The 24,053-nt window shown below is 66.4% G+C and carries 24 protein-coding genes and 1 tRNA gene; 14 read left to right on the top strand and 11 right to left on the bottom strand.

What is annotated here, in order from left to right:
- Positions 1–30: 30 nt before the first annotated feature.
- From AC5Y4S_RS13290 to ku, 3 genes are all read left to right on the top strand, one after another.
- Positions 31–1,443, top strand: a complete 1,413-nt coding sequence (locus AC5Y4S_RS13290; RefSeq protein WP_500033183.1) for a mannitol dehydrogenase family protein — start codon at positions 31–33, stop codon at positions 1,441–1,443.
- Complete coding sequence (locus tag AC5Y4S_RS13295; protein WP_500033184.1) at positions 1,440–2,348, top strand: carbohydrate kinase family protein; 909 nt, start codon at positions 1,440–1,442, stop codon at positions 2,346–2,348. Before AC5Y4S_RS13290 ends, AC5Y4S_RS13295 begins: the two co-directional genes overlap by 4 nt.
- A 72-nt stretch (positions 2,349–2,420) precedes the next feature.
- The gene (ku, locus tag AC5Y4S_RS13300; RefSeq protein WP_500033185.1) at positions 2,421–3,329 is read left to right on the top strand and encodes a non-homologous end joining protein Ku; all 909 of its coding nucleotides are present in this window, start codon (positions 2,421–2,423) and stop codon (positions 3,327–3,329) included.
- A 13-nt stretch (positions 3,330–3,342) separates the two neighbouring features.
- Here the strand turns inward: ku and pstA are convergent, their stop codons facing one another.
- The 3 genes from pstA to pstS are packed head-to-tail and all read right to left on the bottom strand — an operon-like array spanning position 3,343 to position 6,370.
- Complete coding sequence (gene pstA, locus AC5Y4S_RS13305) at positions 3,343–4,245, bottom strand: phosphate ABC transporter permease PstA (RefSeq protein ID WP_500033186.1); 903 nt, start codon at positions 4,243–4,245, stop codon at positions 3,343–3,345.
- The gene (pstC, locus tag AC5Y4S_RS13310) at positions 4,242–5,234 is read right to left on the bottom strand and encodes a phosphate ABC transporter permease subunit PstC (protein ID WP_085185815.1); all 993 of its coding nucleotides are present in this window, start codon (positions 5,232–5,234) and stop codon (positions 4,242–4,244) included. Before pstC ends, pstA begins: the two co-directional genes overlap by 4 nt.
- An 11-nt stretch (positions 5,235–5,245) precedes the next feature.
- Entirely contained in the window at positions 5,246–6,370 is a 1,125-nt protein-coding gene (gene pstS / locus AC5Y4S_RS13315) for a phosphate ABC transporter substrate-binding protein PstS (protein ID WP_500033187.1), read from the bottom strand.
- Positions 6,371–6,650: 280 nt separating this feature from the next.
- Between pstS and AC5Y4S_RS13320 the strand changes: the two genes are divergently transcribed.
- The 4 genes from AC5Y4S_RS13320 (at position 6,651) to AC5Y4S_RS13335 (ending at position 10,648) form a co-directional block, all read left to right on the top strand.
- Positions 6,651–7,442 (top strand): SDR family oxidoreductase, encoded by a 792-nt coding sequence (locus AC5Y4S_RS13320; RefSeq protein ID WP_500033188.1) that lies wholly within the window; start codon positions 6,651–6,653, stop codon positions 7,440–7,442.
- An 18-nt stretch (positions 7,443–7,460) separates the two neighbouring features.
- Positions 7,461–8,537 carry an NAD(P)H-dependent amine dehydrogenase family protein gene (locus AC5Y4S_RS13325; protein WP_500033189.1) on the top strand — a complete coding sequence of 359 codons (1,077 nt, stop codon included), beginning with the start codon at positions 7,461–7,463 and terminating at the stop codon, positions 8,535–8,537.
- A 78-nt stretch (positions 8,538–8,615) separates the two neighbouring features.
- On the top strand, positions 8,616–9,329 hold the full coding sequence (locus AC5Y4S_RS13330; RefSeq protein WP_500033190.1) for an SDR family oxidoreductase: 714 nt from the start codon (positions 8,616–8,618) through the stop codon (positions 9,327–9,329).
- Between the two features lie 77 nt (positions 9,330–9,406).
- Positions 9,407–10,648 (top strand): Nramp family divalent metal transporter, encoded by a 1,242-nt coding sequence (locus tag AC5Y4S_RS13335; protein WP_500033322.1) that lies wholly within the window; start codon positions 9,407–9,409, stop codon positions 10,646–10,648.
- Between the two features lie 86 nt (positions 10,649–10,734).
- Here the strand turns inward: AC5Y4S_RS13335 and AC5Y4S_RS13340 are convergent, their stop codons facing one another.
- Positions 10,735–10,989: a DUF3761 domain-containing protein gene (locus tag AC5Y4S_RS13340; protein ID WP_500033191.1), complete on the bottom strand. Its 255-nt coding sequence runs from the start codon at positions 10,987–10,989 to the stop codon at positions 10,735–10,737.
- A gap of 292 nt (positions 10,990–11,281) precedes the next feature.
- Here AC5Y4S_RS13340 and AC5Y4S_RS13345 point away from each other — a divergent pair, with 292 nt between their 5' ends.
- From AC5Y4S_RS13345 to AC5Y4S_RS13365, 5 genes are all read left to right on the top strand, one after another.
- The gene (locus AC5Y4S_RS13345) at positions 11,282–11,974 is read left to right on the top strand and encodes a hypothetical protein (RefSeq protein ID WP_500033192.1); all 693 of its coding nucleotides are present in this window, start codon (positions 11,282–11,284) and stop codon (positions 11,972–11,974) included.
- A 160-nt stretch (positions 11,975–12,134) separates the two neighbouring features.
- Complete coding sequence (locus tag AC5Y4S_RS13350) at positions 12,135–13,670, top strand: RNA polymerase sigma factor (protein WP_500033193.1); 1,536 nt, start codon at positions 12,135–12,137, stop codon at positions 13,668–13,670.
- A gap of 117 nt (positions 13,671–13,787) precedes the next feature.
- Positions 13,788–14,843 (top strand): poly-gamma-glutamate hydrolase family protein, encoded by a 1,056-nt coding sequence (locus AC5Y4S_RS13355; protein ID WP_500033194.1) that lies wholly within the window; start codon positions 13,788–13,790, stop codon positions 14,841–14,843.
- A 24-nt stretch (positions 14,844–14,867) separates the two neighbouring features.
- Entirely contained in the window at positions 14,868–15,692 is an 825-nt protein-coding gene (locus AC5Y4S_RS13360; protein ID WP_500033323.1) for an LLM class F420-dependent oxidoreductase, read from the top strand.
- A gap of 40 nt (positions 15,693–15,732) precedes the next feature.
- Positions 15,733–15,805 (top strand) — tRNA-Arg (locus AC5Y4S_RS13365).
- Between the two features lie 291 nt (positions 15,806–16,096).
- Here AC5Y4S_RS13365 and AC5Y4S_RS13370 read toward each other — a convergent pair.
- Genes AC5Y4S_RS13370 through AC5Y4S_RS13385 form a run of 4 tightly spaced genes read right to left on the bottom strand, consistent with a single transcriptional unit; the run spans position 16,097 to position 19,436 of the window.
- A complete protein-coding gene (locus AC5Y4S_RS13370; protein WP_500033195.1) occupies positions 16,097–16,969 on the bottom strand; it encodes an NAD(P)-dependent oxidoreductase in 873 nt (290 codons plus the stop codon).
- Positions 16,970–17,015: 46 nt separating this feature from the next.
- Positions 17,016–18,179: a thiolase family protein gene (locus AC5Y4S_RS13375; protein WP_500033196.1), complete on the bottom strand. Its 1,164-nt coding sequence runs from the start codon at positions 18,177–18,179 to the stop codon at positions 17,016–17,018.
- 11 nt (positions 18,180–18,190) lie between these two features.
- A complete protein-coding gene (locus tag AC5Y4S_RS13380) occupies positions 18,191–18,616 on the bottom strand; it encodes a Zn-ribbon domain-containing OB-fold protein (RefSeq protein ID WP_500033197.1) in 426 nt (141 codons plus the stop codon).
- Between the two features lie 22 nt (positions 18,617–18,638).
- Positions 18,639–19,436: an SDR family NAD(P)-dependent oxidoreductase gene (locus AC5Y4S_RS13385; RefSeq protein WP_500033198.1), complete on the bottom strand. Its 798-nt coding sequence runs from the start codon at positions 19,434–19,436 to the stop codon at positions 18,639–18,641.
- 233 nt (positions 19,437–19,669) lie between these two features.
- Here AC5Y4S_RS13385 and AC5Y4S_RS13390 point away from each other — a divergent pair, with 233 nt between their 5' ends.
- Positions 19,670–20,281: a TetR/AcrR family transcriptional regulator gene (locus AC5Y4S_RS13390; protein WP_068186458.1), complete on the top strand. Its 612-nt coding sequence runs from the start codon at positions 19,670–19,672 to the stop codon at positions 20,279–20,281.
- A gap of 23 nt (positions 20,282–20,304) precedes the next feature.
- Here the strand turns inward: AC5Y4S_RS13390 and AC5Y4S_RS13395 are convergent, their stop codons facing one another.
- The 3 genes from AC5Y4S_RS13395 to AC5Y4S_RS13405 all read right to left on the bottom strand — a co-directional run bounded on the left by AC5Y4S_RS13395 (position 20,305) and on the right by AC5Y4S_RS13405 (position 23,084).
- Positions 20,305–21,585 carry a DUF427 domain-containing protein gene (locus tag AC5Y4S_RS13395; protein ID WP_500033199.1) on the bottom strand — a complete coding sequence of 427 codons (1,281 nt, stop codon included), beginning with the start codon at positions 21,583–21,585 and terminating at the stop codon, positions 20,305–20,307.
- A gap of 20 nt (positions 21,586–21,605) precedes the next feature.
- Positions 21,606–22,373, bottom strand: a complete 768-nt coding sequence (locus tag AC5Y4S_RS13400) for an SDR family oxidoreductase (protein WP_500033200.1) — start codon at positions 22,371–22,373, stop codon at positions 21,606–21,608.
- Positions 22,374–22,472: 99 nt separating this feature from the next.
- The gene (locus AC5Y4S_RS13405; RefSeq protein ID WP_068186454.1) at positions 22,473–23,084 is read right to left on the bottom strand and encodes a TetR/AcrR family transcriptional regulator; all 612 of its coding nucleotides are present in this window, start codon (positions 23,082–23,084) and stop codon (positions 22,473–22,475) included.
- Positions 23,085–23,239: 155 nt separating this feature from the next.
- On the opposite strand from AC5Y4S_RS13405, the gene AC5Y4S_RS13410 reads away from it, so the two are divergent.
- Entirely contained in the window at positions 23,240–24,049 is an 810-nt protein-coding gene (locus AC5Y4S_RS13410) for an SDR family NAD(P)-dependent oxidoreductase (RefSeq protein WP_500033201.1), read from the top strand.
- Positions 24,050–24,053: the final 4 nt, after the last annotated feature.

Consider the following 24,053-nt stretch of genomic DNA (forward strand, 5'->3'; position numbering starts at 1 on the left):
TCGGGCAGTGGCCCAGGGAGGAGTTGGCCAATGGCGGCTAGCCCGATCGATCTGAATAATGCGTCGCTGTCCAAGCTGCCGATCGAGGCTCCGAACTACGACCGCGAAAGCGTGACCGTCGGTATCGCTCATATCGGAGCCGGGCATTTCCATCGGGCGCATCAGGCCGCGTACATCAACCTGCTGCTCCAGCAGGGCCTGGCATACGACTGGGGCATCTGCGGCGTAGGGGTGATGCCCGCCGACTGGACCATGCGTGACGTCCTCAACGGTCAGGACGGGCTGTACACGCTGATCTTGGATCATCCCGACGGCAGCCGGGATGCGCAGGTGATCGGCTCGATCGTCGACTACCGGTACGCCCCGGACGATCCGGAAGCGGCGTTGAAGGTGCTGGCCGCGGCATCCACCCGGATCATTTCGCTGACCATCACCGAAGGCGGATACCGCGATCCCGACGGGCCGGCGTTCGCCTTGATCACCGAGGCGCTCGCCAGGCGGCGCGGTCAAGGACTCCTCGCGCCGACTATCGTCTCCTGCGACAACATCGAGAACAACGGTGAGGTAGCCAGGCGTACGGTGCTCGCCAGTGCCGAACGCTTAGATCCCGGGTTGGCGCAATGGGTGGCGGAACACGCCCGGTTCCCGAGCTCGATGGTCGACCGCATCACTCCGGCAACGACTTTGGAGATGGCCGCGGAAGTGCGGCGTGACTTCGGCGTCAACGACCGGTGGCCGGTGGTGGCCGAGCCGTTCACCGCTTGGGTGATCGAAGACGACTTTGCCGATGGTCGCCCGCCGCTGGAGCGGGCGGGGGTGCTGATGGTCGACGATGTGCGCCCGTACGAGCTGATGAAGTTGCGGCTGCTCAACGCGGGGCATCAGTGCCTGGCCTACTTCGCCCATCTGAGCGGATTCAAGTTCGTTCACGAGGCGGCCAGTGATCCGCTCTTCGCCCGATTCCTGCTCTCCTACTTCGACACCGAGGCCATCCCCACGCTGCCGCCCGTGCCGGGCATTGACCTTCATGCATACGGCCGCACGCTGGTCGAGCGGTTCGCCAACCCCGCCGTCCGCGACACCGTTGCGCGGCTGTGCGCCTATTCGTCGGACCGCATCCCGAAATGGCTGTTTCCCGTCATCTGCGACAACCTGGCCAGCGGCGGGCCGGTTCAACTGGCGGCCGCGGCGGTGGCCAGTTGGGCTCGCTACGCCGAGGGTGTCGACGAGTCGGGCAAGCCGTACGAGGTGGTGGATCAGCTGGCGGACTCGCTCGTCCCGATCGCCCGGTCGCAGCACCACAATCCCACCGGGTTCATTGAGGTCACCGCGCTGTTCTGCGATCTGGCCCACCAACCGCGGTTTGTCGAGGCGTACCGATGGGCCCTGGATTCTTTGCACCGCAAGGGGGCTCGGGCGACACTCGAGGCGTTGGCGCGATGACCCGCGGGCTGGTGATCGGCGAGGCGCTGGTCGACATCATCGACGGCGACGAGCATGTCGGTGGCAGCCCGCTCAACGTCGCCGCCGGACTGGCGAGGCTTGGTCGCGACGTCGACTTCTTGACTTACATCGGCGACGACCCGCACGGCCAGCGCATTGTTGATTACGTCAAATCGTCAGGCGCACAACTTGTTCCGGAAAGTGCCTCCGCTACTCGGACACCGACCTCGGTCGCCACGATCGGAGCTGACGGGTCGGTGACCTACACCTTCGACCTGGAATGGCAGCTTTCCGGCACACCCGAGGTCGCGCCGCCCCTGTTGGTGCATACCGGATCGATCGCCGCCGTACGCGAGCCGGGGTGCCTGGCGGTCGCGGCGCTGCTCGACACCTATCGGGTGTCGGCCACCGTCAGCTTCGACCCCAACGTGCGCCCGTCGCTCATCGCCGACCGGGATCTCGCCCGCGACCGCATTGCCCGCTTCGTCGAGCGCAGCGACATCGTCAAGGCCAGTGACCAGGACCTGACCTGGATCGATCCCGATCGCGACCCGGAGTCGACGGCCCGAGCGTGGCTGGCGTCGGGACCGGCGATCGTCGTCGTGACGATGGGCGATCGGGGCGCCGTGGCATTCTGCCCGGCCGGCGAGGTCCAGGTGCCCGCCCGGCAGGTCGCGGTGGTGGACACCGTCGGCGCGGGCGACGCGTTCATGGTCGGCCTGCTTGACGCGCTCTGGGGCATGGGTTTGTTGGGCGCCGCCCGGCGGGCCGCCCTGGGCCGGATCGGGCTCGACGCGCTGACCGCGGCGCTGCAGTCGGCGTGCCTGTCGTCGGCGTGGACCGTCGGCCGCGCCGGGGCCGACCTGCCCGACCGAGACAGCCTGCGGGCCCCTCCACGGAATTAGCTGTACCCGAAAGTCCGCGGTGGGGGCGTGCTGCGCTGTTTTGCTGGGGGCGGTGTGGGCATACTGATTTACATGCGTTCCATCTGGAAGGGTTCGATTGCGTTCGGACTGGTGAACGTCCCGGTCAAGGTCTACAGCGCCACCGAGGACCACGACATCAAGTTCCATCAGGTGCACGCCAAGGACAACGGCCGCATCCGCTACCAACGCATCTGCGAGAAAGACGGCGAGGTCGTCGAATACCGTGACATCGCCCGGGCCTTCGAATCGCCCGACGGGCAATCGGTGATCATCACCGACGACGACATCGCCACCCTGCCCGAGGAACGCAGCCGCGAGATCGAGGTGCTCGAGTTCGTCCCGGCCAGCGACGTCGACCCGATGCTGTTCGACCGCAGTTACTTCCTCGAGCCGGATTCGAAGTCATCCAAATCATATGTGCTGCTCGCCAAAACGCTCGCCGAGACCGATCGGATGGCGATCGTCCACTTCACGCTGCGCAACAAGACGAGACTGGCGGCGTTGCGCGTCAAGGACTTCGGCAAGCGCGACGTGATGGTGGTGCACACGTTGTTGTGGCCCGACGAGATCCGCGACCCCGACTTCCCCGTGCTGGACAAGAAGGTCGACATCAAGCCCGCCGAACTCAAGATGGCCGGGCAGGTGGTGGAGTCGATGGCCGAGGACTTCAACCCCGACCGCTACCACGACACCTACCAGGAGCAGCTGCAGGAACTGATCGAGGCGAAACTCGAAGGCGGCGAGGCGTTTACCGCCGAGGAGCAGCCCAAGGAACTGGACGAGACCGAGGACGTCTCCGACCTGCTGGCCAAGCTGGAGGCCAGCGTTAAGGCACGCTCCGGCAACGGCAAGGCGCCGGCCAAGAAGGCCGCCGCGAAGAAGGCGCCGGCCAAGAAGACGCCGGCCAAGAAGACCACCGCCAAGAAGGCGCCCGCCAAGAAGGCCGCGTCAAAGTCCTGACCGCGCGGGGCGGTCAGCGCCGCCGCATCGACACGAAGCGGAACGCGGCGGCCAGCAGGTTGATCGCCGCGACGATGATGATCAGGCTCAGCGCCGCACCCCAGATCCGCAGGAAGCCGGCGTGTTCGGGGTTGGTGAGTTCGGTGTAGATCAACAGCGGCAGCGAGGCCATGTTGCCGTGGAGTATGTCGAAGTTGATGGACCGGCTGTAGCCGACCAGCACCAGCACCGGCGCGGTTTCCCCGATCACGCGCGCGACCGACAACAAGATGCCCGAGACAATCCCCGGCATCGCGATCGGGATCACGATGCGCACGATGGTCTTCCACTTGGGCACACCCAGCGCGTAGCTGGCTTCTCGCAGGTCGTCGGGCACCAGCCGGAGCATCTCCTCGGTGGACCGCACCACCACCGGCAGCATCAGCAGGACCAATGCCAACGACACGGCAAAGGCGCTCTGCTGGAAACCCAGGGTGGCGATCCAGAGGCTGAACACGAACAGCGCCGCCACGATCGAGGGCACCCCGGCCAGCACGTCGACCATGAACGTCGTGAGCCGGACCAACCGGCCGGACCCGTATTCCACCAGGAACACCGCGGTCATCATGCCGAGCGGCACGGACAACACGGCGGCCACACCGGCCTGCACCAGCGTTCCGTACAGCGCGTGGTACACGCCGCCGGCGAACTCCTCGGGCAGCACGCCGCGCAGCGAATGAGTCCACCAGCCCGAGCGGGTGACGGCATACCACCCTCGTGTGAGCACGACTCCCAGCACCCAGACCAGGGGTACCAGGGCCACGATGAACGAGGCGACGAAAAATGTGGTCGCGGCGTTGTTGGTGACCCGCCGCCGCAGGCTCAGCGGGCTGAACACGTCCGGTTTGACCGGCAAGTCGAGCGCGTCGATACTCACCCGTTGACCTTCCCACCCGCCACCGCGCGCGCAAGCGCGTTGACGACGAACGTCAGGACGAACAGCGCGAACCCGGCGGCGATGTAGGCCCCGGTGGGCAGCGGTTCGCTGAATTCCGCTGCCGCGGAAGCGATCTTGGAAGCAAACGTGTAACCACCGTCGAACAGCGACCAGTTGCCCGGGCGGGCGGCCGACCGCAGGATGATCAGCACCGCAACGGTTTCCCCCAACGCGCGGCCCAGCCCGAGCATTGACGCCGCGATCACGCCGCTGCGGCCGTACGGCAGCACGGTCATCCGCACCACCTCCCACTTGGTGGCACCCAGCGCCTGCGCCGCCTCCATCTGAATGGGCGGGGTCTGCCGGAACACCTCCCGCGATACCGAGGTGATGATCGGGAGGATCATCACCGACAGCACGATCGCGGAGGTGAAGATGGTGCCGCCGCCGGCCAACGAGACGTTGCCCTGCTTGAACAAAAACAACCAGCCCAGGTTGCGGTTCAAGAATTCCGCGATCGGCTCGAGTTTGGGCGCGAGGACAAAGATGCCCCACAACCCGAAGATGATCGACGGCACCGCGGCCAGCAGATCAACCATCGCACCGAACGGTCGCGCGAACCGTTTTGGCGCGTATTGGGTGAGGAATATCGCGATCCCGACCGCCACCGGCACGGCCACCACCAGTGAGCTCACCGAGCTCAGCACCGTGACCATGAACAAGTCGCGGATACCGAACGCCAAATGTTCTGCGCTGGTGGTGTTGAATTGCGCGCTGGTGAAGAAGTTCGCATGATTCGCACGCAGCGAGGGCACGGCGCGGATCAACAGGAATATCGCGATCAGCACAATCGCGATCACAATCGTCGAACCGGCCGCGGCGGCGACCAACTTGAACAGTTGGTCGCCCCGCTGCACCTTGTGCGGATCGGTCGCCTTCAGCGCAGGCTGAGTTCCGGTCGTCGGACCGGCCACTGCTCCGCGCGTCATGACATTCCGAATCACGCGATTGCGTTGACCGCAGTCGACAGTTTCGACTTGAACGAGTCCGGAATGGGGATGTATCCGTTGTCCGCCAAGCCATTTTGGCCCGCGCCGATAGTGCTCTGCAGGAAAGCCTTCACGGCCGTGCCGACCTGTGAATCGGGATACTTTGAGCAAACGATCTCGTACGTCGCCAGCACGATCGGGTAGGAGCCGGCCTGCGTCGGCTTGTAGAACGAGTTGGTGTCGAGCACCAGGTCGTTGCCCTCGCCCTTGACGGTGGCGCCGGAGATCGTCTTGCCGACCGAGTCGGCGCTGATGGCGACGGCATCGCTGCCGGGCGTGGTGACGATCTTGGCCATGTTCAGGTTCTGGGCCTTGGCGAAGGACCATTCGTTGTAGGTGATCGATCCCTCGGTGGCCTTGATGGCCGCCGAGGTGCCGTCGTTGCCCTTGGCTCCCTCACCGACACCGCCGTTGAACGTCTTTCCGGCGCCCTTGCCCCACGCGCCGTTGGACGCGGCATCGAGGTACTTCTGGAAGTTGTCCGTGGTCCCGGACTGGTCGTTGCGGAACACCACGTGAATCGGCTCGGCCGGCAGGGCGGTTCCGTTGTTGAGCGCCTGGACCGCCGGGTCGTTCCATGTCGTGATTGCGCCGTTGAAGATCTTCGCCGCCGTCGGACCGTCGAGGTTCAGCGAGGTCACGCCCTTCACGTTGTAGGTAATCGCGATCGGGCCGAACACCACCGGCAGGTTCCACGCCGGCGAGCCGCAGCGCTGCTGGGCCGCGGCGTACTCGTTTTGGGCCAGCGGCGAGTCCGACCCACCGAAATCGGTTTGGTTGCCGTTGAATTCGCTGATTCCGGCACCGGAGCCATTGGCGGTGTAGTTCAGCGTCTGACCGGGGCACGCTTGTTCGAACGCGTTGACGAAGCGCGTCATCGCGTTGGCCTGGGCCGTCGACCCGCTGGCCTTCAGCGTCTTCTTCCCGCCGCAGCTCACCTTGCCCGCGGATCCGCCCGACGTCGCACTGCTACCGCTTGCTCCGCTCGAGTTGTTGTTTTCGCTGCCACACCCGGATAACACCAAAGCGGCGCTAGCCAGCACACTCACGGCGGCGCCAAATCGGTTCAGTTTCAATTCTCTTCCTCACAGTAGGGATGAAACATCGCCGCCGCCTGAGGCTGCGGCCCGGCAACCAGGTATCTGTCGCAGCCAAGTAGCTAACAGTAACAAGGTTAACGTTCGGAGAATTCTGTCCGGCGGTCGTCGGGCGACGGCCCGGCGCCCAATTGCGGCCGGTCGGGGAGTTACATCGCGACGCCGGTATGACAAACTAGAACCTGTTTCAGAAATGCCGTGATCTGCGTCGGCGAGGTTTGTTACCGTGTCGCCGGACAACTCGAATAGAGAGGCCGTAATGATCCTTGACAGGTTCCGTCTGGACGACAAAGTCGCCGTCATCACGGGTGGCGGCCGCGGCCTCGGTGCGGCCATCGCGGTGGCTTTCGCCGAGGCAGGCGCCGATGTGCTCATCGCGTCGCGCACCCAATCTCAACTAGACGCCGTCGCCGAACAGGTCCGCGCCACCGGCCGCCGCGCCCACGCCGTCGCCGCCGACCTGGCCCATCCGGAGTCGACCGCGGAGCTCGCCGATCAGGCCGTCGAGGTGTTCGGGAAACTAGACATCGTCGTCAACAACGTCGGCGGGACCATGCCCAACACCCTGCTGACCACCTCCACCAAGGACCTCAAGGAGGCGTTCACCTTCAACGTCGCCACCGCGCACGCGCTGACCATCGCGGCAGTGCCGTTGATGCTGGAGCACTCCGGTGGCGGCAGCATCATCAACATCACCTCCACCATGGGCAGGCTGGCCGGTCGCGGTTTCGCCGCCTACGGCACCGCCAAGGGCGCGCTCGCTCACTACACGCGGCTGGCCGCGCTGGACCTGTGCCCGCGCATCCGGGTCAACGCCATCGCCCCCGGATCGATCCTGACGTCGGCGCTGGACGTCGTGGCCTCCAACGAGGAGCTGCGCGCGCCGATGGAGAAGGTCACGCCCATGCGCCGCCTCGGCGATCCCGTCGACATCGCCGCCGCCGCAGTCTATTTGGCGTCCCCGGCCGGCAGCTTCCTCACCGGTAAGACACTGGAGGTCGACGGCGGCCTCACCTTCCCCAACCTCGACATCCCCGTCCCCGACCTGTAAACCGCTAAGGAGCCCGCCATGGCCATACCCGTCGTTCAGTTGGGCACCGGCAACGTCGGCGTCCACGCGCTCAAGGCGTTGATCACAAATCCCGAGTTCGAACTCACCGGGGTGTGGGTGTCGTCAGACGCCAAGGCCGGCAAGGATGCGGCGGAGCTTGCCGGACTTAAGGATTCGACCGGAGTGCTGGCCACCACCGACCTGGACGCCGTACTCGCCACCGGTCCGCAGTGCGCGGTCTACAACGCCCTGGCCGACAATCGCCTGCCCGAGGCTTTGGAGGACTACCGCCGAGTCCTCGCCGCCGGAATCAACGTCGTTGGCAGCGGCCCGGTCTTTCTCCAGTATCCCTGGGAAGTGATACCCGAAGAGCTCATCTCACCGTTGGAAGATGCCGCGCGCGAAGGCAATTCGAGCCTGTACGTCAACGGCATCGACCCGGGCTTCGCCAACGACCTGCTGCCGCTGGCATTGGCCGGCACCTGCCAGAGCATCCAGCAGATCCGGTGCATGGAGATCGTCGACTACGCCACCTACGACAGCGCGGCCGTCATGTTCGACGTGATGGGATTCGGCAAGCCCCTCGACGAGATCCCGATGCTGCTGCAGACCGGCGTGCTGAGCTTGGCGTGGGGGTCGGTGGTGCGGCAATTGGCTGCCGGACTGGGCATCAAGCTCGACAGCGTCGCCGAGGAATACGTCCGCGAGCCCGCGCCCGAGGACTTCGATATCGCCTCGGGGCACATTGCGAAGGGCACGGCCGCCGGGCTGCGGTTCGAGGTGTTCGGAATGGTCAACGGCGACCCCGTCGTCGTCCTGGAACACGTCACGCGGTTGCGCGAGGACCTGCGTCCCGACTGGCCGCAGCCCGCCCAGGAAGGCGGCTCCTACCGCATCGAGATCACCGGCGAGCCGTCGTACGCGATGGACATCTGCCTGAGCAGCCGCCTCGGCGATCACAATCACGCCGGCCTGGTCGCCACCGCGATGCGGGTCGTGAACGCGATTCCCGCGGTGGTGGCCGCCCCGCCGGGCATCGTGACCACCCTCGACCTGCCCCTGATCACCGGCCGGGGGCTCTACGTCCCGCGGTGATCTAAAGCACGGCATGAAGCGCCGCATTTTCGGCGTTGCCCCGAATGGTCCTCAGGGGTGGCACGAAAGGTGAAAAGCATGACGAAACGGCGCGTTCTCGTGAGCGGGGCGTCCAAGGGCATCGGCCGCGCGGTCGTCGACCGCCTCGCCGGCAATGGGTACGAGGTGATCGGGCTCGCCCGCAGCGCGCCGTCCGACTTCCCCGGGCAGTTCCACGAGGTCGACCTTGCCGACCGGGCCGCGACCGCGCAGACCCTCGACGCAATCGTCGCCGACGGCGTCGTCGACGCGGTGGTCAACAACGTCGGCTTCGCCAAGTTCGGCCACATCGGCTCGATCGACCTCGACGATCTCTTCACCACCTACGACATGAACGTGCGCACCGCGGTGCAGGTGGTGCAGGCGGTCTTGCCCGGCATGATCGACGCGGGGTGGGGTCGCATCGTCAACGTCACGAGCCTGACGACGCTCGGCGTCGCCGAACGGACGCCCTACGCCGCCTCGAAGGCCGCGCTCGAAACGTGCACCCGCATCTGGGCGGGAGAGCTTGCCGCGACCGGTATCACCGTCAACGCGGTCTCACCGGGGCCGATAGAAACCGAAATGTACCGCGAACGTAGCCCCGTCGGGTCGGACCGCGAAGGTCGGTTGCTTTCGTCCATTCCGATGCGGCGAGTCGGCACGCCGACCGAGATCGCGCACGTGATCGCCATGTTGCTGCACGAGGACGCCGGGTACATGACGGGACAGATCGTCCGGGTCGACGGGGGCGGGAGCATCGGCGCGGCCTAATCCACGGCGTTTGCGGGTGTCCCTAGGGGTCCGCCACAGTGTTCGGATAACCTAACTTTTTTATTCGATAAAGCGGACTGAGGATCGATACGTTGGCGCAGAGCACCGGGGCCTCGCTCAAAACGAGCTGGTATCTGCTCGGCCCAGCGTTCGTCGCCGCGATCGCCTACGTCGATCCGGGAAACGTGGCGGCCAACGTCAGCGCCGGCTCGCAGTACGGCTACTTGCTGCTATGGGTCATCGTCGCCGCCAACGTGACGGCCGGCCTGGTGCAGTACCTGTCCGCGAAACTCGGGGTGGTGACCGGACGGTCGCTGCCCGCGGCGATCGGCAAGGGGATGGGCCGTCCGCTGCGACTGACGTTTTGGGCGCAGGCCGAAATCGTCGCCGTCGCAACCGATGTCGCCGAAGTGATCGGCGGGGCGATCGCGCTGCGGATCCTGTTCGGCCTCCCGCTGCCGGTCGGCGGGGTCATCACCGGGGCGGTCTCGATGCTGCTGCTGGCGATCCGGGACCGCCGCGGCCAGCTCCTCTTCGAGCGCGTCATCACGGGGCTGCTGCTCGTCATCGCCATCGGCTTCGCGGCGAGTTTCTTCGTCGCCACGCCGCCGCCCGAGGCCGTGGTGTCGGGATTGCTCCCCCGATTCCACGGCGCCGAAAGCGTGTTGCTGGCCGCGGCGATCCTCGGCGCCACCGTGATGCCGCACGCGGTGTATCTGCACTCGGGCCTGGTGCTGGACCGGCACGGGCATCCCGAGCCCGGCCACGACCGGCGCTGGCTGCTGCGTGTCACTCGTTTCGACGTCGTGTTGGCGATGGCCGTTGCCGGCATGGTGAACGCCGCGATGCTGCTCGTCGCCGCGATCAACCTGCAGGGCCACCAGGAAAGCGCGACGATCGACGGCGCCTACACCGCGATTCATAACACCCTGGGCTCGACGATCGCGGTGCTGTTCGCGATCGGACTGCTCGCGTCCGGCCTGGCGTCGTCGTCGGTTGGTGCCTATGCCGGCGCGATGATCATGCAGGGATTGCTGCACCTGTCCGTTCCCATGCTGGTGCGCCGGCTGGTGACGCTGTGCCCCGCGATCGCGATCCTGGCGCTCGGCTGGGACCCGACCCGCGCGCTGGTCATATCGCAGGTCGTGCTGTCCTTCGGTATCCCGTTCGCGGTGCTTCCGCTCGTCAGGCTCACCAGCAACCGCGACCTGATGGGCACCGACACCAACCATCCCGTCACGACGGTCATCGGCTGGGCGGTCGCGGTGATGGTCAGCGTGCTCAACGTGGTGTTGATCTATCTGACGGTGGCGGGTTAGCAAGAACTCCGTTTGACTCAGATCGACGCTGGCGTGCAGATCACTCGCAGTTGTTCGCACTAACGCCGACCTCGACAAACGAAGCTCTACAAGAACCGCTGTACGCCGCCATGCCCGTGGCAGGTTCCACTCGCGTGGGGATGCTCGCTGAACGACCAGCTTCCATCGGCACACTGGGCAGTGGCATTCGGCGGTTGCGAGCCGCCCTTATGCGGATACGGCACACAATCCCCGGAAGCGGCGGTGTAGCAACTGCCGCCAGGTGACGAGTAAGCCGGTGACGCGGACCCGACGGCGGCCGCGACGATGACCGCCGCGATGAAAGTTATCCGGGACAACATGTGCCCGAAGCTCCTGCTTGCCGATGTTCCTGTTGGTGACGTCCCGAGTGCCGGTCGGAGCGTATGCGGCGGCGCGGTTGCTCACACGTGGTTTGTGAAAATTCGTCGCCACGCCGATCGCAAGAAAATCGCAAGAACTTCACCAAGACCTGGCAAGCGGCGTCGGTGACTCTGAGCCTGCCCGCCGCGGCGCCGAAAAAGTCTTAAAAATTGTCCGACTCACGCCGGGTCCGTGCTCCTACCTATGACGGCGGCCCAACCCGGGCCGCGACCCGCACCGAAGGAAGCCCTCATGAGCACCTGGAACGACATGGATCGAACCGCCCTCGCGCCACGCGCCGACGACGTCACCGAGGCCTGGGCCTGGGCGTCGAGCCCGCTCGGCGACCCAACCGACGAGTCCGGCGATCGTTCGAACGGTCGCACGTTCGCGAGCGCCCCGGCCGGCAAGCGGAAGCCCATCGACAAGCTGTGGGTGACCGCGGGCGTGGTCGGCCTGATCGGCGCGGGCGTCGCGCTGAGCATCGCCCTGCTGAGCCACCCGCGCCAACCGGGGCCCGTGGCCGTGACGTCGGGCTCGACCGTCGTCCCCGCGGCCGCTCCTGCCGCCGCGGCGCCGGCTCCCGTCGCCGCCGTCGTGCCACCGCCGGACAACGGGCCGGCCCCCGCCCCGGCGGTCGCCCTGCCCGAAGCGGCGCCTCAGACCCCGATCCCCGCCGCGGTGGTCGCGCCCCCGCCCGACAACCCCGCGCCGCCGGCCGACCCGGGCACCCCGCCCGACGCCGCGCCCCAAGGCCCGGTCGTCGTAGTGAACGCGCCCCCTGTCTGGGTGCCGATTCCGCGGCCGCAGCTACCGCCGCCGCCTTCGCTGCCGCCACTGCCCGCGCCGCCGAAGCTGCCCGCCCCGCCGAAACTGCCGCCGCCCCCGCCTCCGCCCGTGTTGTGCCTGCCGCCGCACCACCTCGTGCAGGGCGTGTGCAAGTGATATCGCGGGCCCTCGCGAGGCTGGTATCGATCCTGACCCGTCACGCGCCCACCACGGAGCTGGAATTTCTCGTGCTATTTCACCGCGGTGCGCGCACACTTATTCGCAGCGTCGGTTCTCGCACGAGGCGCTCCGACGCCTCATCGGCTGGGGAGACGATGTGACGACCGCACTATCCAACTTTGACATCGTCAGCGACGGGGAGCTGGCCCGCGCGGCGGCGACGGGTGATCGACGCGCCTTTGCCATGATCTACGACCGTTACGCCGACCGGTTGCACGACTTCTGCATCGGCATGGTCCGCGATCGCGACACAGCGGCCGACTGCGTGCAGGACGTCTTCTGCTCCGCCGCAACCCAACTGCCCAAGCTGCGCGACCCCGAGCGGCTCCGGCCCTGGCTGTACGCCATCGCCCGCAACGAGGCGCTGCGCTGCATCCGGGACCGCCGCCGCGAACAGGTCTCCGACGAGCTGCCCGAGGCCGCGTCGCACGACGCGGGACCCGATACCCTGGCCGCGCGCAACGAGCTGGCCGCCCTCGTCGCCGAGGCCGCCGGCGGGCTCGTCGACCGGGACCGCGCGGTGCTGGAGCTGGCTTACCGCCACGGCCTGGACGGGCCCGAGCTGGCCAATGCGTTGGAGGTCAGCCCCGGCACCGCCAACAAGATGGTGTCGCGGCTGCGCACCACCATCGAATCGTCGTTGGGTGCGCTTCTGGTGGCCCGGCGCGCCGAGCACACCGCCGACAAATGCGCCGAGCTGGGCGCCATCCTCGCGGGCTGGGACGGGCGCTTCAGCGTGCTCATGCGCAAACGCATCACCCGCCACATTGAGTCCTGCTCCGTCTGCGAAGAAGAACGGCGCCGCCTGGTCAACCCGGTCGCGCTGCTCGGTGCGGCGCCGGTGTTCATCCCCGCGCCCGGCTGGTTGCGGGATCAAACGCTGGGACAGATCCGGCTGACGTCGGCCGACAGCGACATGAACACGGACGACGGCGGAGACGGCCACGGCTCGTCGGACGACGCCGCCTACGCGCCGACCGCGGCATCGTGGGCCGCCGCCGCGGACCAGCACGACGGGGACTACCTCGAAACCGCGCAAGCGCACCGGGCGCGCCGGTTGATCCCGTGGATCGCGCTGTTCGCGGGCACCTTCGTCCTCGCGCTGGGGCTGATGTACAGCTTCCTGTACCACCACAAAACGGCCATCACGCCGACCGAGTTAAGTCGCTTCGCGCCCGCGCCGATGATGAAGCCGCCCGCACCGCCGGTCGCCAACCAGCTCCCGCCGGCGCCGCCCGCGAACCCGGTGGCCCCCGTTTTCTCGCCCCCGCCCGTTCAGGCGCCGGTCGCCCCGGCCCCGCCGGTGGTCGCGCCGCCGGTCGCACCACCGCCGGTGGCTCCCCCGCCGCCGATCGCGCCGCCCCCGCCGATCGCGCCGCCCCCGCCGGTGGTACTGCCGCCGCCCGTCGTAGTGCTGCCGCCGCCGGTGATCCTCCCGCCGCCGGTCGTGCTGCCGCCGCCGCCCTCAGGAACCCATCCGTCGCCGCCGCGGTATCCGCCGCCGTCGCCACCGAAGGCGCCTCCGCCTTCCGGGACGCCGGCGCCGGTTCCACCTCGGCCGCTCCCTCCGCCTAAGCCGAACCCGCCGCCGTCACCACCGCCGTCGAGTCCGGCCGGCCCGATCCTCAGGTGACCGGTACGTAGCGCCCGGGTAGCCCCGTACGGCACTATGAGAACGTCGTCGTCCGTGGAGAAGCTCGCGGGAGTTAGCTTGGTCGAAGTTCTCAGCGCCCAGACGGTGACTGCCTAGATGCCGGCCCGCCGGCACCCCTATTTCGCATACGGGTCGAATCTGTGCGTCAGGCAGATGGCGCTGCGCTGCCCCGACGCCGCGGATCCGCGGCCGGCGGTGCTGGCCGACCACGACTGGCTGATCAACCAGCGCGGCGTGGCCACCGTCGAGCCGTTTGCCGGCAACGAGGTGCACGGGGTGTTGTGGCAAGTCTCCGACGACGACCTGGCGACGCTGGACAGCGCCGAGGGCGTGCCGGTGCGGTACCGGCGCGACCGGCTGACCGTGCACACCGGCGACGGGCCATCACCGGCCTGGGTCTACATCGATCACCGGGTCATCCCGGGCCCGCCGCGGCCGGGCTATCTGCCCAGGATCATCGACGGCGCCGCGCAGCACGGACTACCGCAACGATGGATCGACTTTCTGCACCGCTGGGACCCGTCTCGCTGGCCCCGCCCCGTCGCCGCGACAACCCCTGCACCGCAATCACTTTCGGCGCTATTGAGCGAGCCAGGCGTGACCGAGGAGAGCCAGCTGCGAGCGCGTTTCGGTTTCCTCGCCATCCACGGCGGCGGCCTGGAAGAGATGACCGACGTCATCGCCGAACGCGCCGCCGAGGCCGCCGACGCCTCGGTGTACGTGGTGCGTCATCCCGCTCGTTACCCGCACCACCTGCCGTCAGCCCGCTACGACCCGGACGAATCGCCAAGGCTGGCAGAGTTTCTCGATCATGTCGATGTCGCCGTCTCGCTGCACGGATACGGCCGAATCGGGCGCGGCACCCAGCTGCTCGCGGGGGGACGCAACCGCGTGTTGGCGGCCCACCTGGCGCGGCACATCCGGCTGACCGGCTATCAGGTCGTCACCGACATCGACGACATCCCACCGGAACTGCGGGGACTGCATCCCAACAACCCGGTGAACCGGGTTCGCGGCGGCGGGACCCAGCTGGAACTGTCGGTCCGCGTGCGGGGCCTTAGCCCGCGCAGCCCGCTGCCGGGCGCCGACGGCTTGTCGCCGGTCACCTCTGAGCTGGTGCGGGGTCTGGCGGCCGCGGCGCGTTCCTGGTAAGTGTTCTCATTCGTCGAACGGAGGTTGTTGGTGGTCAAGGATTTTCGCTTCGGGTTGAGCATGCGGTTCTTCAAGTCGCGCTCGGCGTTGGTCGACAAGGTGAAGCGGGCGGAAGATCTCGGATACGACATCTTGTGCGTGCCAGATCATCTCGGCGCGGCGGCACCGTCGCCGACGCTAACCGCGGTCGCGATGGTGACGAGCCGGATCAAGCTGAGCATGTATGTGCTCAACGCCGCGTTCTACAAGCCGGCCCTGCTCAGCAGGGACCTGCAGGCCCTCGACGTATTGAGCGACGGCCGTCTGGAGATCGGGCTCGGCACCGGATACGTCCGCGAGGAATTCGAGGCCGCCGAGCTGCCGTACCCCAGCGCCGGCGCGCGGGTCGACTACCTGGGACACATGACGACGTACCTGAAGGAACATCACCCGACGACGCCGATCCTCATCGCCGGCAACGGCGACCGGGTGCTGACGCTGGCCGCGCGGCACGCCGACATCATCGGGCTGACCGGCGCCAGGGTGCACGACGTCGACGACCCGCTGGCCGAACGTATCGAGTTTGTTCGCAACGCCGCGGGTGAGCGATTCGACACGCTGGAGCTGAACATGGTGATCACCGCGATGCCGCGGGAGGGTGAGAGCGCGCCCGATTTGAGGATGACCCGCCAGTACGCACCAGACCTGCCCGATGACCAGTTGCTGTCGATGCCGTCGGTGCTCAGCGGTTCACCCCGCGAGATGGCGGACACGCTGGTCGGCCTTCGCGAGAAGTACGGCCTGAGCTGCTTCACCGTGCAGGACAACAACCTCGACGCGTTCGCGAAGGTCATTGCCGAACTGCGGTGAGGGCGCCGCCGAGTTCCTCCCCGGTAAGCTCACCCTGTCCGCCCTCGTAGCTCAGGGGATAGAGCACGGCTCTCCTAAAGCCGGTGTCGCAGGTTCGAATCCTGCCGGGGGCACAGATGTGGGCTATGACCTCGGTTGATGCTTGACATTTCAGTTCCGGGTGATGGGTGACAGTGTTTCGGCTGGTGCGTGACAGTGGTTTCGGTTGATCCTTGACACTCCCTAGATGAGGGAGTTGAGCGTGGCCGTACTGCGTTGATTGGATGGCGAGTGGTGCGAAGTGCCGCGCGCGTTGGGAAATTAGGCTGATGAGCAATGTTGCTCAGTGCTCGGATGGTGGCAGTGGCCGTGGATGGTGAAGAAACTGTCTGTTAGTGCTCCAGCGATGTCTGCCATGCTGCCTGTCAACCAGATTCGGTCGCAGTGGCATGGGGTACCCCCAGTCCTTCGGCAAGGTTTTGCAAAGCGATCCTCGCCAGCGGCAGGTCCACTCCCACTTCCCCGCCGAGCCCCAGCGCCAGGCTGAGATCCTTCTCTCCCAATTCGCGGGTGTGCAGGAAGGGTTGGTAGAGGAAGTGGTCGGGGGCGAGCGGCTTGCTCATGTCGTCGCGGAACATCATCGCTCCGGTGCCGCCGCTGTGTGCATCGGTGTGGCGCACGACCCTGCTGAATGCTTGCACATCAAGACCTGCCAACTCGGCGAGCTTCATTGCTTCGCAGGCAGCCGCAAAAGATGTGAAAGTTAGCATGTTGCGCGCCAGCTTCATCCGGGTCCCCGCGCCGGGTTCTCCGGCGTGAACCACCATAGACGCCCACTGTTTGAACGCCGGCTTGACGCGCTCGTAGACCTGGCGCTCGGCACCCACCATGACAGCTAGATCACCCGTCTTCACCGCTTCCACGCCACCGCTGACCGGGGCATCGATAACGTGAATGCCGTTGGGCCCCAGTTCCGCAGCCAGTTCGACTGCGGTCCGGTGGTCGATCGTCGAGTGGATCGCAATGACGGTACCGCGCTTGGCCCGCGGGGCGAGCCGCGCCACCACGTCGCGCACTTGCTCGTCGTTGAGCACCATGACACTGATGATGTCGGCCGCCGCCACGTCATCCACGATGTCGGCGACCCGCACTCCGGCGTCGGCGAACGACGTTGCGGCATCGGGCCGTACATCGAAGACGATCAACCCGCCCGGCCAGTCGACCAATTGCTTGGCCATCGGTGCGCCCAGATTGCCCAGTCCGATGAAGCCCAACATCGGCGCGTGATCGTCGGCCATGGATATCCTCCTCCGGATCGCATGATCATTGTGCACGACGGCATTCTCACGCCCGCCGCAGCAGCATCGCTGTGGTGCCGCTGTTGGCCGCTCCGACGCCGACCGCGGCCAGCGTCGCGCCGTCGACCTGTCGCTCGCCAGCCTCGCCGCGGATCTGCAGACATGCTTCATGGAGATGCCCGAAGCCGTGCAGGCGTCCCCCGGACAGCTGTCCTCCCGCGGTGTTGATGGGCAATTGTCCGCCCAGAGAGATCCGCGCCGGGTCCGCGACCCACGCGCCGGATTCGCCGACCGCGCAGAAACCAAAGTCCTCCAGCCAGCAAAGCACGAAGACACTGAACCCGTCATACAACGAAGCCACGTCCACATCGTCGATCGTGAAATCGGTGCGCTCCCAGATAGTGGACCAGCGCGAACTGATGCGGGTGATGTCTTCGCCTCCTTCCCAGGCGAACCGGTCGTGGTGAGCACAGTCGAGGGCCTCGACGGCCACGCCGGGGTGATCCAGCGCGGCGACGTGTTCGGGACGCGAGACGACGAACGCGGTGGCCCCGTCGCAAGCGATATCACAGTCGAACATGCACAGCGGGTCGGAAACCATCCGCGCGCTCAGATACGCGTCCAGGTCGAGTGGCTCGCGATAGATTGCTGCGGGGTTGCGCGCGGCGTGCGCTCGCTGCGCGATCGCTATCGACGCGAGCTGCTCCCGGGTCAGACCGTATCGCAGCATCCGCGCGCGGATTTGAAGCGCCGCCAGGTTGGCCGCCGTCACGCCAAACGGCATCTGCCACCCCAGCATTCCGGCGGGCCGCCCACCACCGGACCCATAGCCCCTGCGCCGGCCGGCACCCTGTGCGGTGCCCTCCCAGATGCTGCGCCAGCACAGGACATGGTTGGCAAGCCCGCTGGCCACAGCGAGCATCGCGTCCACCACGGCGCCGAGCTGTCCCGGCGATTCCACTCCCCCGGCGACCCAGTTCGACTTGATCCCCAACGCGTCGTGGATGTCGCGAAGCGACGCCCCGGAGAACCCGACGCCGGGTTGCGACGACCCGGGATAGGTTGTGAGGCCGTCGATGTCGGCCAACGACAGACCCGCGTCGGCAACCGCGGCCAGACACGCTTCGGCGGTGAGCTCCAGCGGGTCCCGCCCCAACCGGCGGCCGATTGCCGACTGACCGATGCCGCTGATGACAGCCCGGTCGGTCACCAAAGTCCTCATCAGCGCTCCGGCTCGAACAAGGGAATGAACACCTCGTCTTCGCCGTCCATGCACCGATCAAATGTGACCCGAACACGCATGTCCGGGGTGATCTCGTCGGGATGGACGTTCACCAGGTTGGTCAGCAGACGCGCCCGCCTGTCCTCAACCGGATTGACGAATGCGATGAGGTAGGGCGGCGCCAAACCCGGGAACCATTGGTGGCGGTTCACCGTCCAGGATTCGACGAATCCGCGACCGCTGAGGTCGACATAGTCGATCGCGGAATGGTCGACAGGGCACAGCAGCGCGGGCGGGTGACACAGCCGCCCACAGTTGGTGCAGCGTTGCATGCGCAGCACTCCGTCGGCACCAGCGGTCCAGAAGGGCCGATTCAGGGCGGTCAGCGCCGGAACCGGTCGGTGAAAATCTGCCATGTGAGTCATGCGCTATGGGTGAATTTGATTGCTAGCCAAACACTCCCGGTGATTGCGAATAGTCCACTGTTGACAGCTCGGTCATGCCTCCATCGACGTGGAGCACCGTGCCGGTCACGAAAGCCGCATCGTCTCCTGCCAAGAACGCCACGGCGGGCGCGATCTCCACGGGGCTGGCGCCGCGCTTCATGGGCGACGCCGCCGCGGTCCGCGTGTAGTTGTCCCATTCGGTGCCGATCAGCTTTTCCTGTGCCTCCGTAAGGGCGAACGGACACACCGCATTCACTCGGATGCGGTGGCGAGCCCACTCGTTGGCGGCGACCTTGGTCAGCGCCGCCACCGCGCCCTTGGCCGCTGAATAAGGAGCGGTGTAGGCGATGCCGGCGAGGGCGGAGCCCGACACGAAGTTGATCACCGACGCGCGCCCCGACTCGCGGAGGAACGGAAAACAGATCTGCATGAACCGGAAGGTCGCCTTGGGCCCGGTGGCCTCCGAGAGCTCCCAGTCCTTATCGGTGACCAGTTCGAGCGCCTTCGGCATCGCGAAGAACTGGGCCGCGTTGACCAAGACGTCGATGCGGCCACCTCCGGTTTCCGCCGCCTCGTGCACGGCGGCTTCAATCGCATCGCGGTGGGCCACATTGGCCCTGATGAAGGAGGCTCGCCCGGAATTGTCACGAATGCGCTCGACGCGCTCAAGGCCCTTCTCCCCGTTCAGATCGACGATAGTGACGTGGGCACCCAGGCCGGCCAACTCCTCGGCAATGGCCCCGCCCAACCCCTGAGCTCCGCCGGTAACCAGCGCGTATCTGTCCTCCAGACGAGCCAAGACCACTCCTTGCTGCGGTGTAACAATGGAACATCCAACGTTCAATTATCCAATAATTGCAGATCGCCGCGGCGGTGCCTAGTGCACCCATCGCGAGCCCTCATGCCGCGACGAAGACGCGCATCCGCAGGGGTGTAGCCGGCCTCGCGGACCGGTCCGGCTCCCGGGCCCAACGCCGCACGTCGCGTACCATGAATAACCGGGATCACTGCCGTTGGGCGCATAGGAGTGTGATGTTGACCGACCCAGTCGCCGGCGAGGCGGAGGTCGCCGCCGAGGCTGACCGCCGTGACCAAATTCTTGACGCGGCAAACGAGTGCTTCACGCAGCTGGGCATTCAGCGCACCAGTGTGCAGGACGTGGCGCGCATGGCCAAGGTCTCCCGGGGCACCATCTACCGGTACTTCGTCGACCGCGATGTCCTGATCGAGGCCGCGATCGAGCATGGCGCCCAACGCTTCTACCGCGAAGTCGCCACGGCGATGGCCAAGAAATCGACTTTGGCCGAGCAACTGGGCGCGATGGCCGAGACGCACGCGAAGATCCTGCTCGACCACCGGACTCGCAACCGGCTGATGGCCGACGACGCGGAGTTGATGCGTCATATGGTGGCCGACGGCGACGCCGCCGTCCGGCGCACCACGAAGTTTCTGGAGCCCTACGTTCGCGATGCCCAGAAACGCGGCGAGGTCGGCGCCGGAGTCGACGTGACGGCCGGTAGCGAATGGCTGGCCCGCATCATCTATTCGTTCTCGACCGTCAATCAGGGTCTGACCTTTGATATGAGCAAACCGGCCACCGTCCGCCGCTATGTCGAAAAATTCGCCATCAACGGTCTGCGCTGACGCATTGAAATGACGGGACGGCCTTACATCGCCGTCCGGCTGTCGCGGCCCATCGCCGCGGGGTCCGTCGAGAACTCACGCACCATCGCCTGGATGGTGTAGGACGCGGCGAGCCGTCCATCTTGGTTGAAGACTCGGCCGTCGCCCTGCACGAGCCCGCGTCCTGACCAGAACGCGTGATTGGTGTAGAGCAGCCAGTCCGCGACGTCGACGTCGTCGTGAAACGCGATGGTGGCCTTCATGATCCCGGTCGATAATGTGGCATGCGCGCGCGCCTCACCCAGGCCGGGATGCGGCAACATGCCCGCGGCGATCGTCCAATGCGTCGTCGACTGGGCCAGCAACGCGGCGTTCAGGTAGGGGGTCGGCGGCGCATCGCGGAATCGCACCCACGCGTTGATGATCGGCGGGCCCACCCGATCGGGATCCGGATCGTACGCACCATCCACGACCCGAATCTCGCGGCCCGTCATACCGAAGCCCGCAAACGGCGCCGCCGACTCGGGTCCCGGAACGTCCGGCATCGGCTCGCCGTGCCGCATCACGTCGGCCGCTCCGGAGGCTGCAAGCACCACACCTGCGCTGCGCAATACGCCCCGCTGACTGATGCGAATTTCGGCCGTCGAGAACGATCTACCCCGGCGAAGCACGTCGACTGACAGGTCTACGGGCGCGTCGAACGAGGCCGCTTTGGCGAAGATCATCGATGCCGACGTGACTCTCTGTCCTGGAAGCGCTTTTGACGCGGCCACGATCGCCTCCCCGAGCAGCTGGCCGCCCTCGACGACATTGCGATGAGTCGGCCCATGTGCGGGCCCGATGAACCGGTTATCGGCCACCTCCTGGACGTCGATAATCCTGGACAGTTCGTCGGCGTCTCCCCACAGCGGGAATCTCACGGCAACCTCTGAGCCGTCCGGCCAGACTTCGACGACGACTACACGTAGCGCGTCGCCGTAGAACGAGACGTGTCCCGCGATCGCCGCGACCTCTGGCAGCGGCGTGCGGTAGGTCCACACCACGTTTTCAACGCCAGAACCTGCCCCGTTAAGGCTCCAATAACTGGCCCGACCCTTGAACGGGCACACGCTGCTGTGATCCGACGGGCGGAACAGCTGCCACCGCACGGCGGACTCGGGAAAGTACAGGCGGTCCTCGTGGTCGGTCTCGGTCACCACGAGACACCGGTCGCTCTGGGCGACGAGCACGTCACCGAACCACACCTCGCCCCGATATGGGCAAAGCGTCGCGTCGATGCGGTAATCGGGGTAATCGGGCCACGCCGATTCGACTTGCGTTGTCATCACTGCCCTTTCATCCGGCCTCATACCGTCAGCCCACGACGGGGTGGTGACGGTGGACGAATGACAAGCTGCTCGAGGCCGACCGTGGGAAAATTCATTGCGCTGGCGAACGTTCCTGCCAGCATGTCGGCCACGTCGTCCGGCGACATCAATGTCTCCTGCAGGAGGCCGCGCGCGACCCAATCCTGAACGACCGTGCCGAGCAGTTCGGGGTCGAATGCGGCGGTGAACTCGGTCGGAACGGTGCCGCCCACGGTGACACAGCAGTAACGAAACCGGGGATGCTCTGTGCGCCAAGCATTGAGGCTTTCCGACAGCGCGGCCTTACTGGAGGAATAGGCGCCCAGCGCGGCTCGTGGTTGTCCGACGGTCTCGGAGGACATGGCGCTGACGATCGCCGCGGGAGCGAGAACTGGCAGACAGGACCGGACGACGTTATGTACACCAACCACATTCGTCCGCATCACGTCCATCCAATCGTCGACGGAGGTGTCGGCGAACATTCTCAGCGGCGCGTAACCCACCGAGATGAACAGCAGGTCGATTTCGCCAACGGTCCGGCGGGCCATATCGGCAAGCCGCACGCAGTCGTCAGCGTTACGCACATCCACGCTGATGGCGGCGGGGCACCCGGCTTCCGCGGCAACCTCGTCCAGACGGTCTTGACGGCGCGCCGCGATGAGCAGGTCGGCACCCTCCTTGCCGGCACGCACCGCGAATGCCCGCCCGATCCCGGCCGATGCCCCGATCACCACAACCCGCTTGCCGGCCAACGTCCGTTCGCCCATGTGCTGACCACCGATCGATAATCCACGCGTTCAAAGCCGTCCGACAATGGAGAACAATAGTACATCTATTGTTCAGTTGAGCGGCTTCCGCATGGTCCGTCAGCGGAGCCCATTGATCGCGAACGCCTCCACATAGCGCCGGACAGTGTCCGGCTTGGACATGTCGAACGTTTGGGCCTCGTTGACGGTAGAGAACGACCAGATGATTCGGGCCAGCCATTCGCTCGCAGCAGCAACGTCGACACCGGTGCCCACCTCGCCACGCTCGCGCGCGGCCCGCACATACGGTTCGAGAAATTGCGTGGTACGCCGGACCGCCGTGTCACCGTCGGAGATCATGTGCCGCATCAGTTCGGCGTCGTCGGCCATCAAACGGTTCCTTGTCCGATGGTCGAGGAGGATCCTGGCGTGAGTTTCCGCCATCGCGCCGACCTGCTCCGCCAGCGTGTTCTTCTTGGCCATCGCCGAGGCGACCTCGCGATAGAACCGCTGCGCGCCGAATTCGATGGCGGCGTCGATGAGCACGTTACGGTCTTCGAAGTACCGGTACACCGTGCCCCGCGACACGTTGGCCTTTCGCGCGACGTCCTGGACGCTGGTGCGCTGAATGCCGAGTTGGGTGAAACATTCGTTCGCCGCCTCAAGGATCTGGTCGCGGCGATCGAATTCCCCGTCCGACTCGAGTTCGGTGGGGGCTGGTTTCGTCGACATGCCGCCCTATGCTACGCGACAAATTTGTGCATTGTGTTCCGTCGGGGGGCCGTGAAGCCGCTGGACGGTGGCCCCAAAGTGGTCATTGCAACACTTGGCGTACTTCTGTTTAGTATGGCTGTCGTCGGCGGTGACGCCAGAAACGAGGGCAGCGCGTGGAGCTTGGTGTGGCGGGACACAACTTCGTTCTGGTTGGCGGGACTACCGGCATCGGGTTCGCCGCCGCCGAGCAACTCGCCGCCAACGGCGCCAACGTGGCGCTGCTGGCTCGTGACGGAGACCGCGCCCAGGCGCGTGCGGAGCGATTGACCGCAGATTACGGCGTGGGCGCCGTCGGCATCGCGGTCGACGCGGCAGCCGCCGGTGATGGCGTGGACCGTGCCGTCGACCGCGCGGTAGCAAGCCTGGGACCGCTGCGCGGCCTGGCCGTCACCGCCGGACCGATGAATCAACAGGGGCCGTTCCTCAAACACGGCGACGAGTCGTGGGACTGGTACTACCAATTGATTCTGATGGGGACCGTGCGCTCCTGCCGCGCGGTCATCCCGCACCTACAACGCAATGGGGGCGGAACCATCGTGACGACGGCCGCGTATTCCGTTCGGGCGCCGAAGGTCCTCATTCCGCCGTATAACGCGCTGAAGGCCGCGGTGTTGACGTTGTCCAAGATTCTCGCCAAAACGCATGGCCCGGACGGTATCCGGGTGAACACCGTGTGCCCTGGGCTGTTCGACACCGAGGTGAACGACTTCATCCGCGCCCAGCGGGCAGCGCAATATGGCGTGGCGCTTCAGGACGCGATCTATACGCACCTGGCGAGCAACCCAGACTGGAACATGCGCGTCGCCCTCGGCCGCGGCGGACGTCCCGAGGAGGCGGGCGAGCTGATCGCCTTCCTGCTCAGCGACAGGGCGGCGTTCATGACCGGCGCGGCCGTCAACATCGACGGAGGCACGGACTTCTGACCGC

The organism is Mycobacterium sp. NGS64 (genome assembly GCF_059812245.1).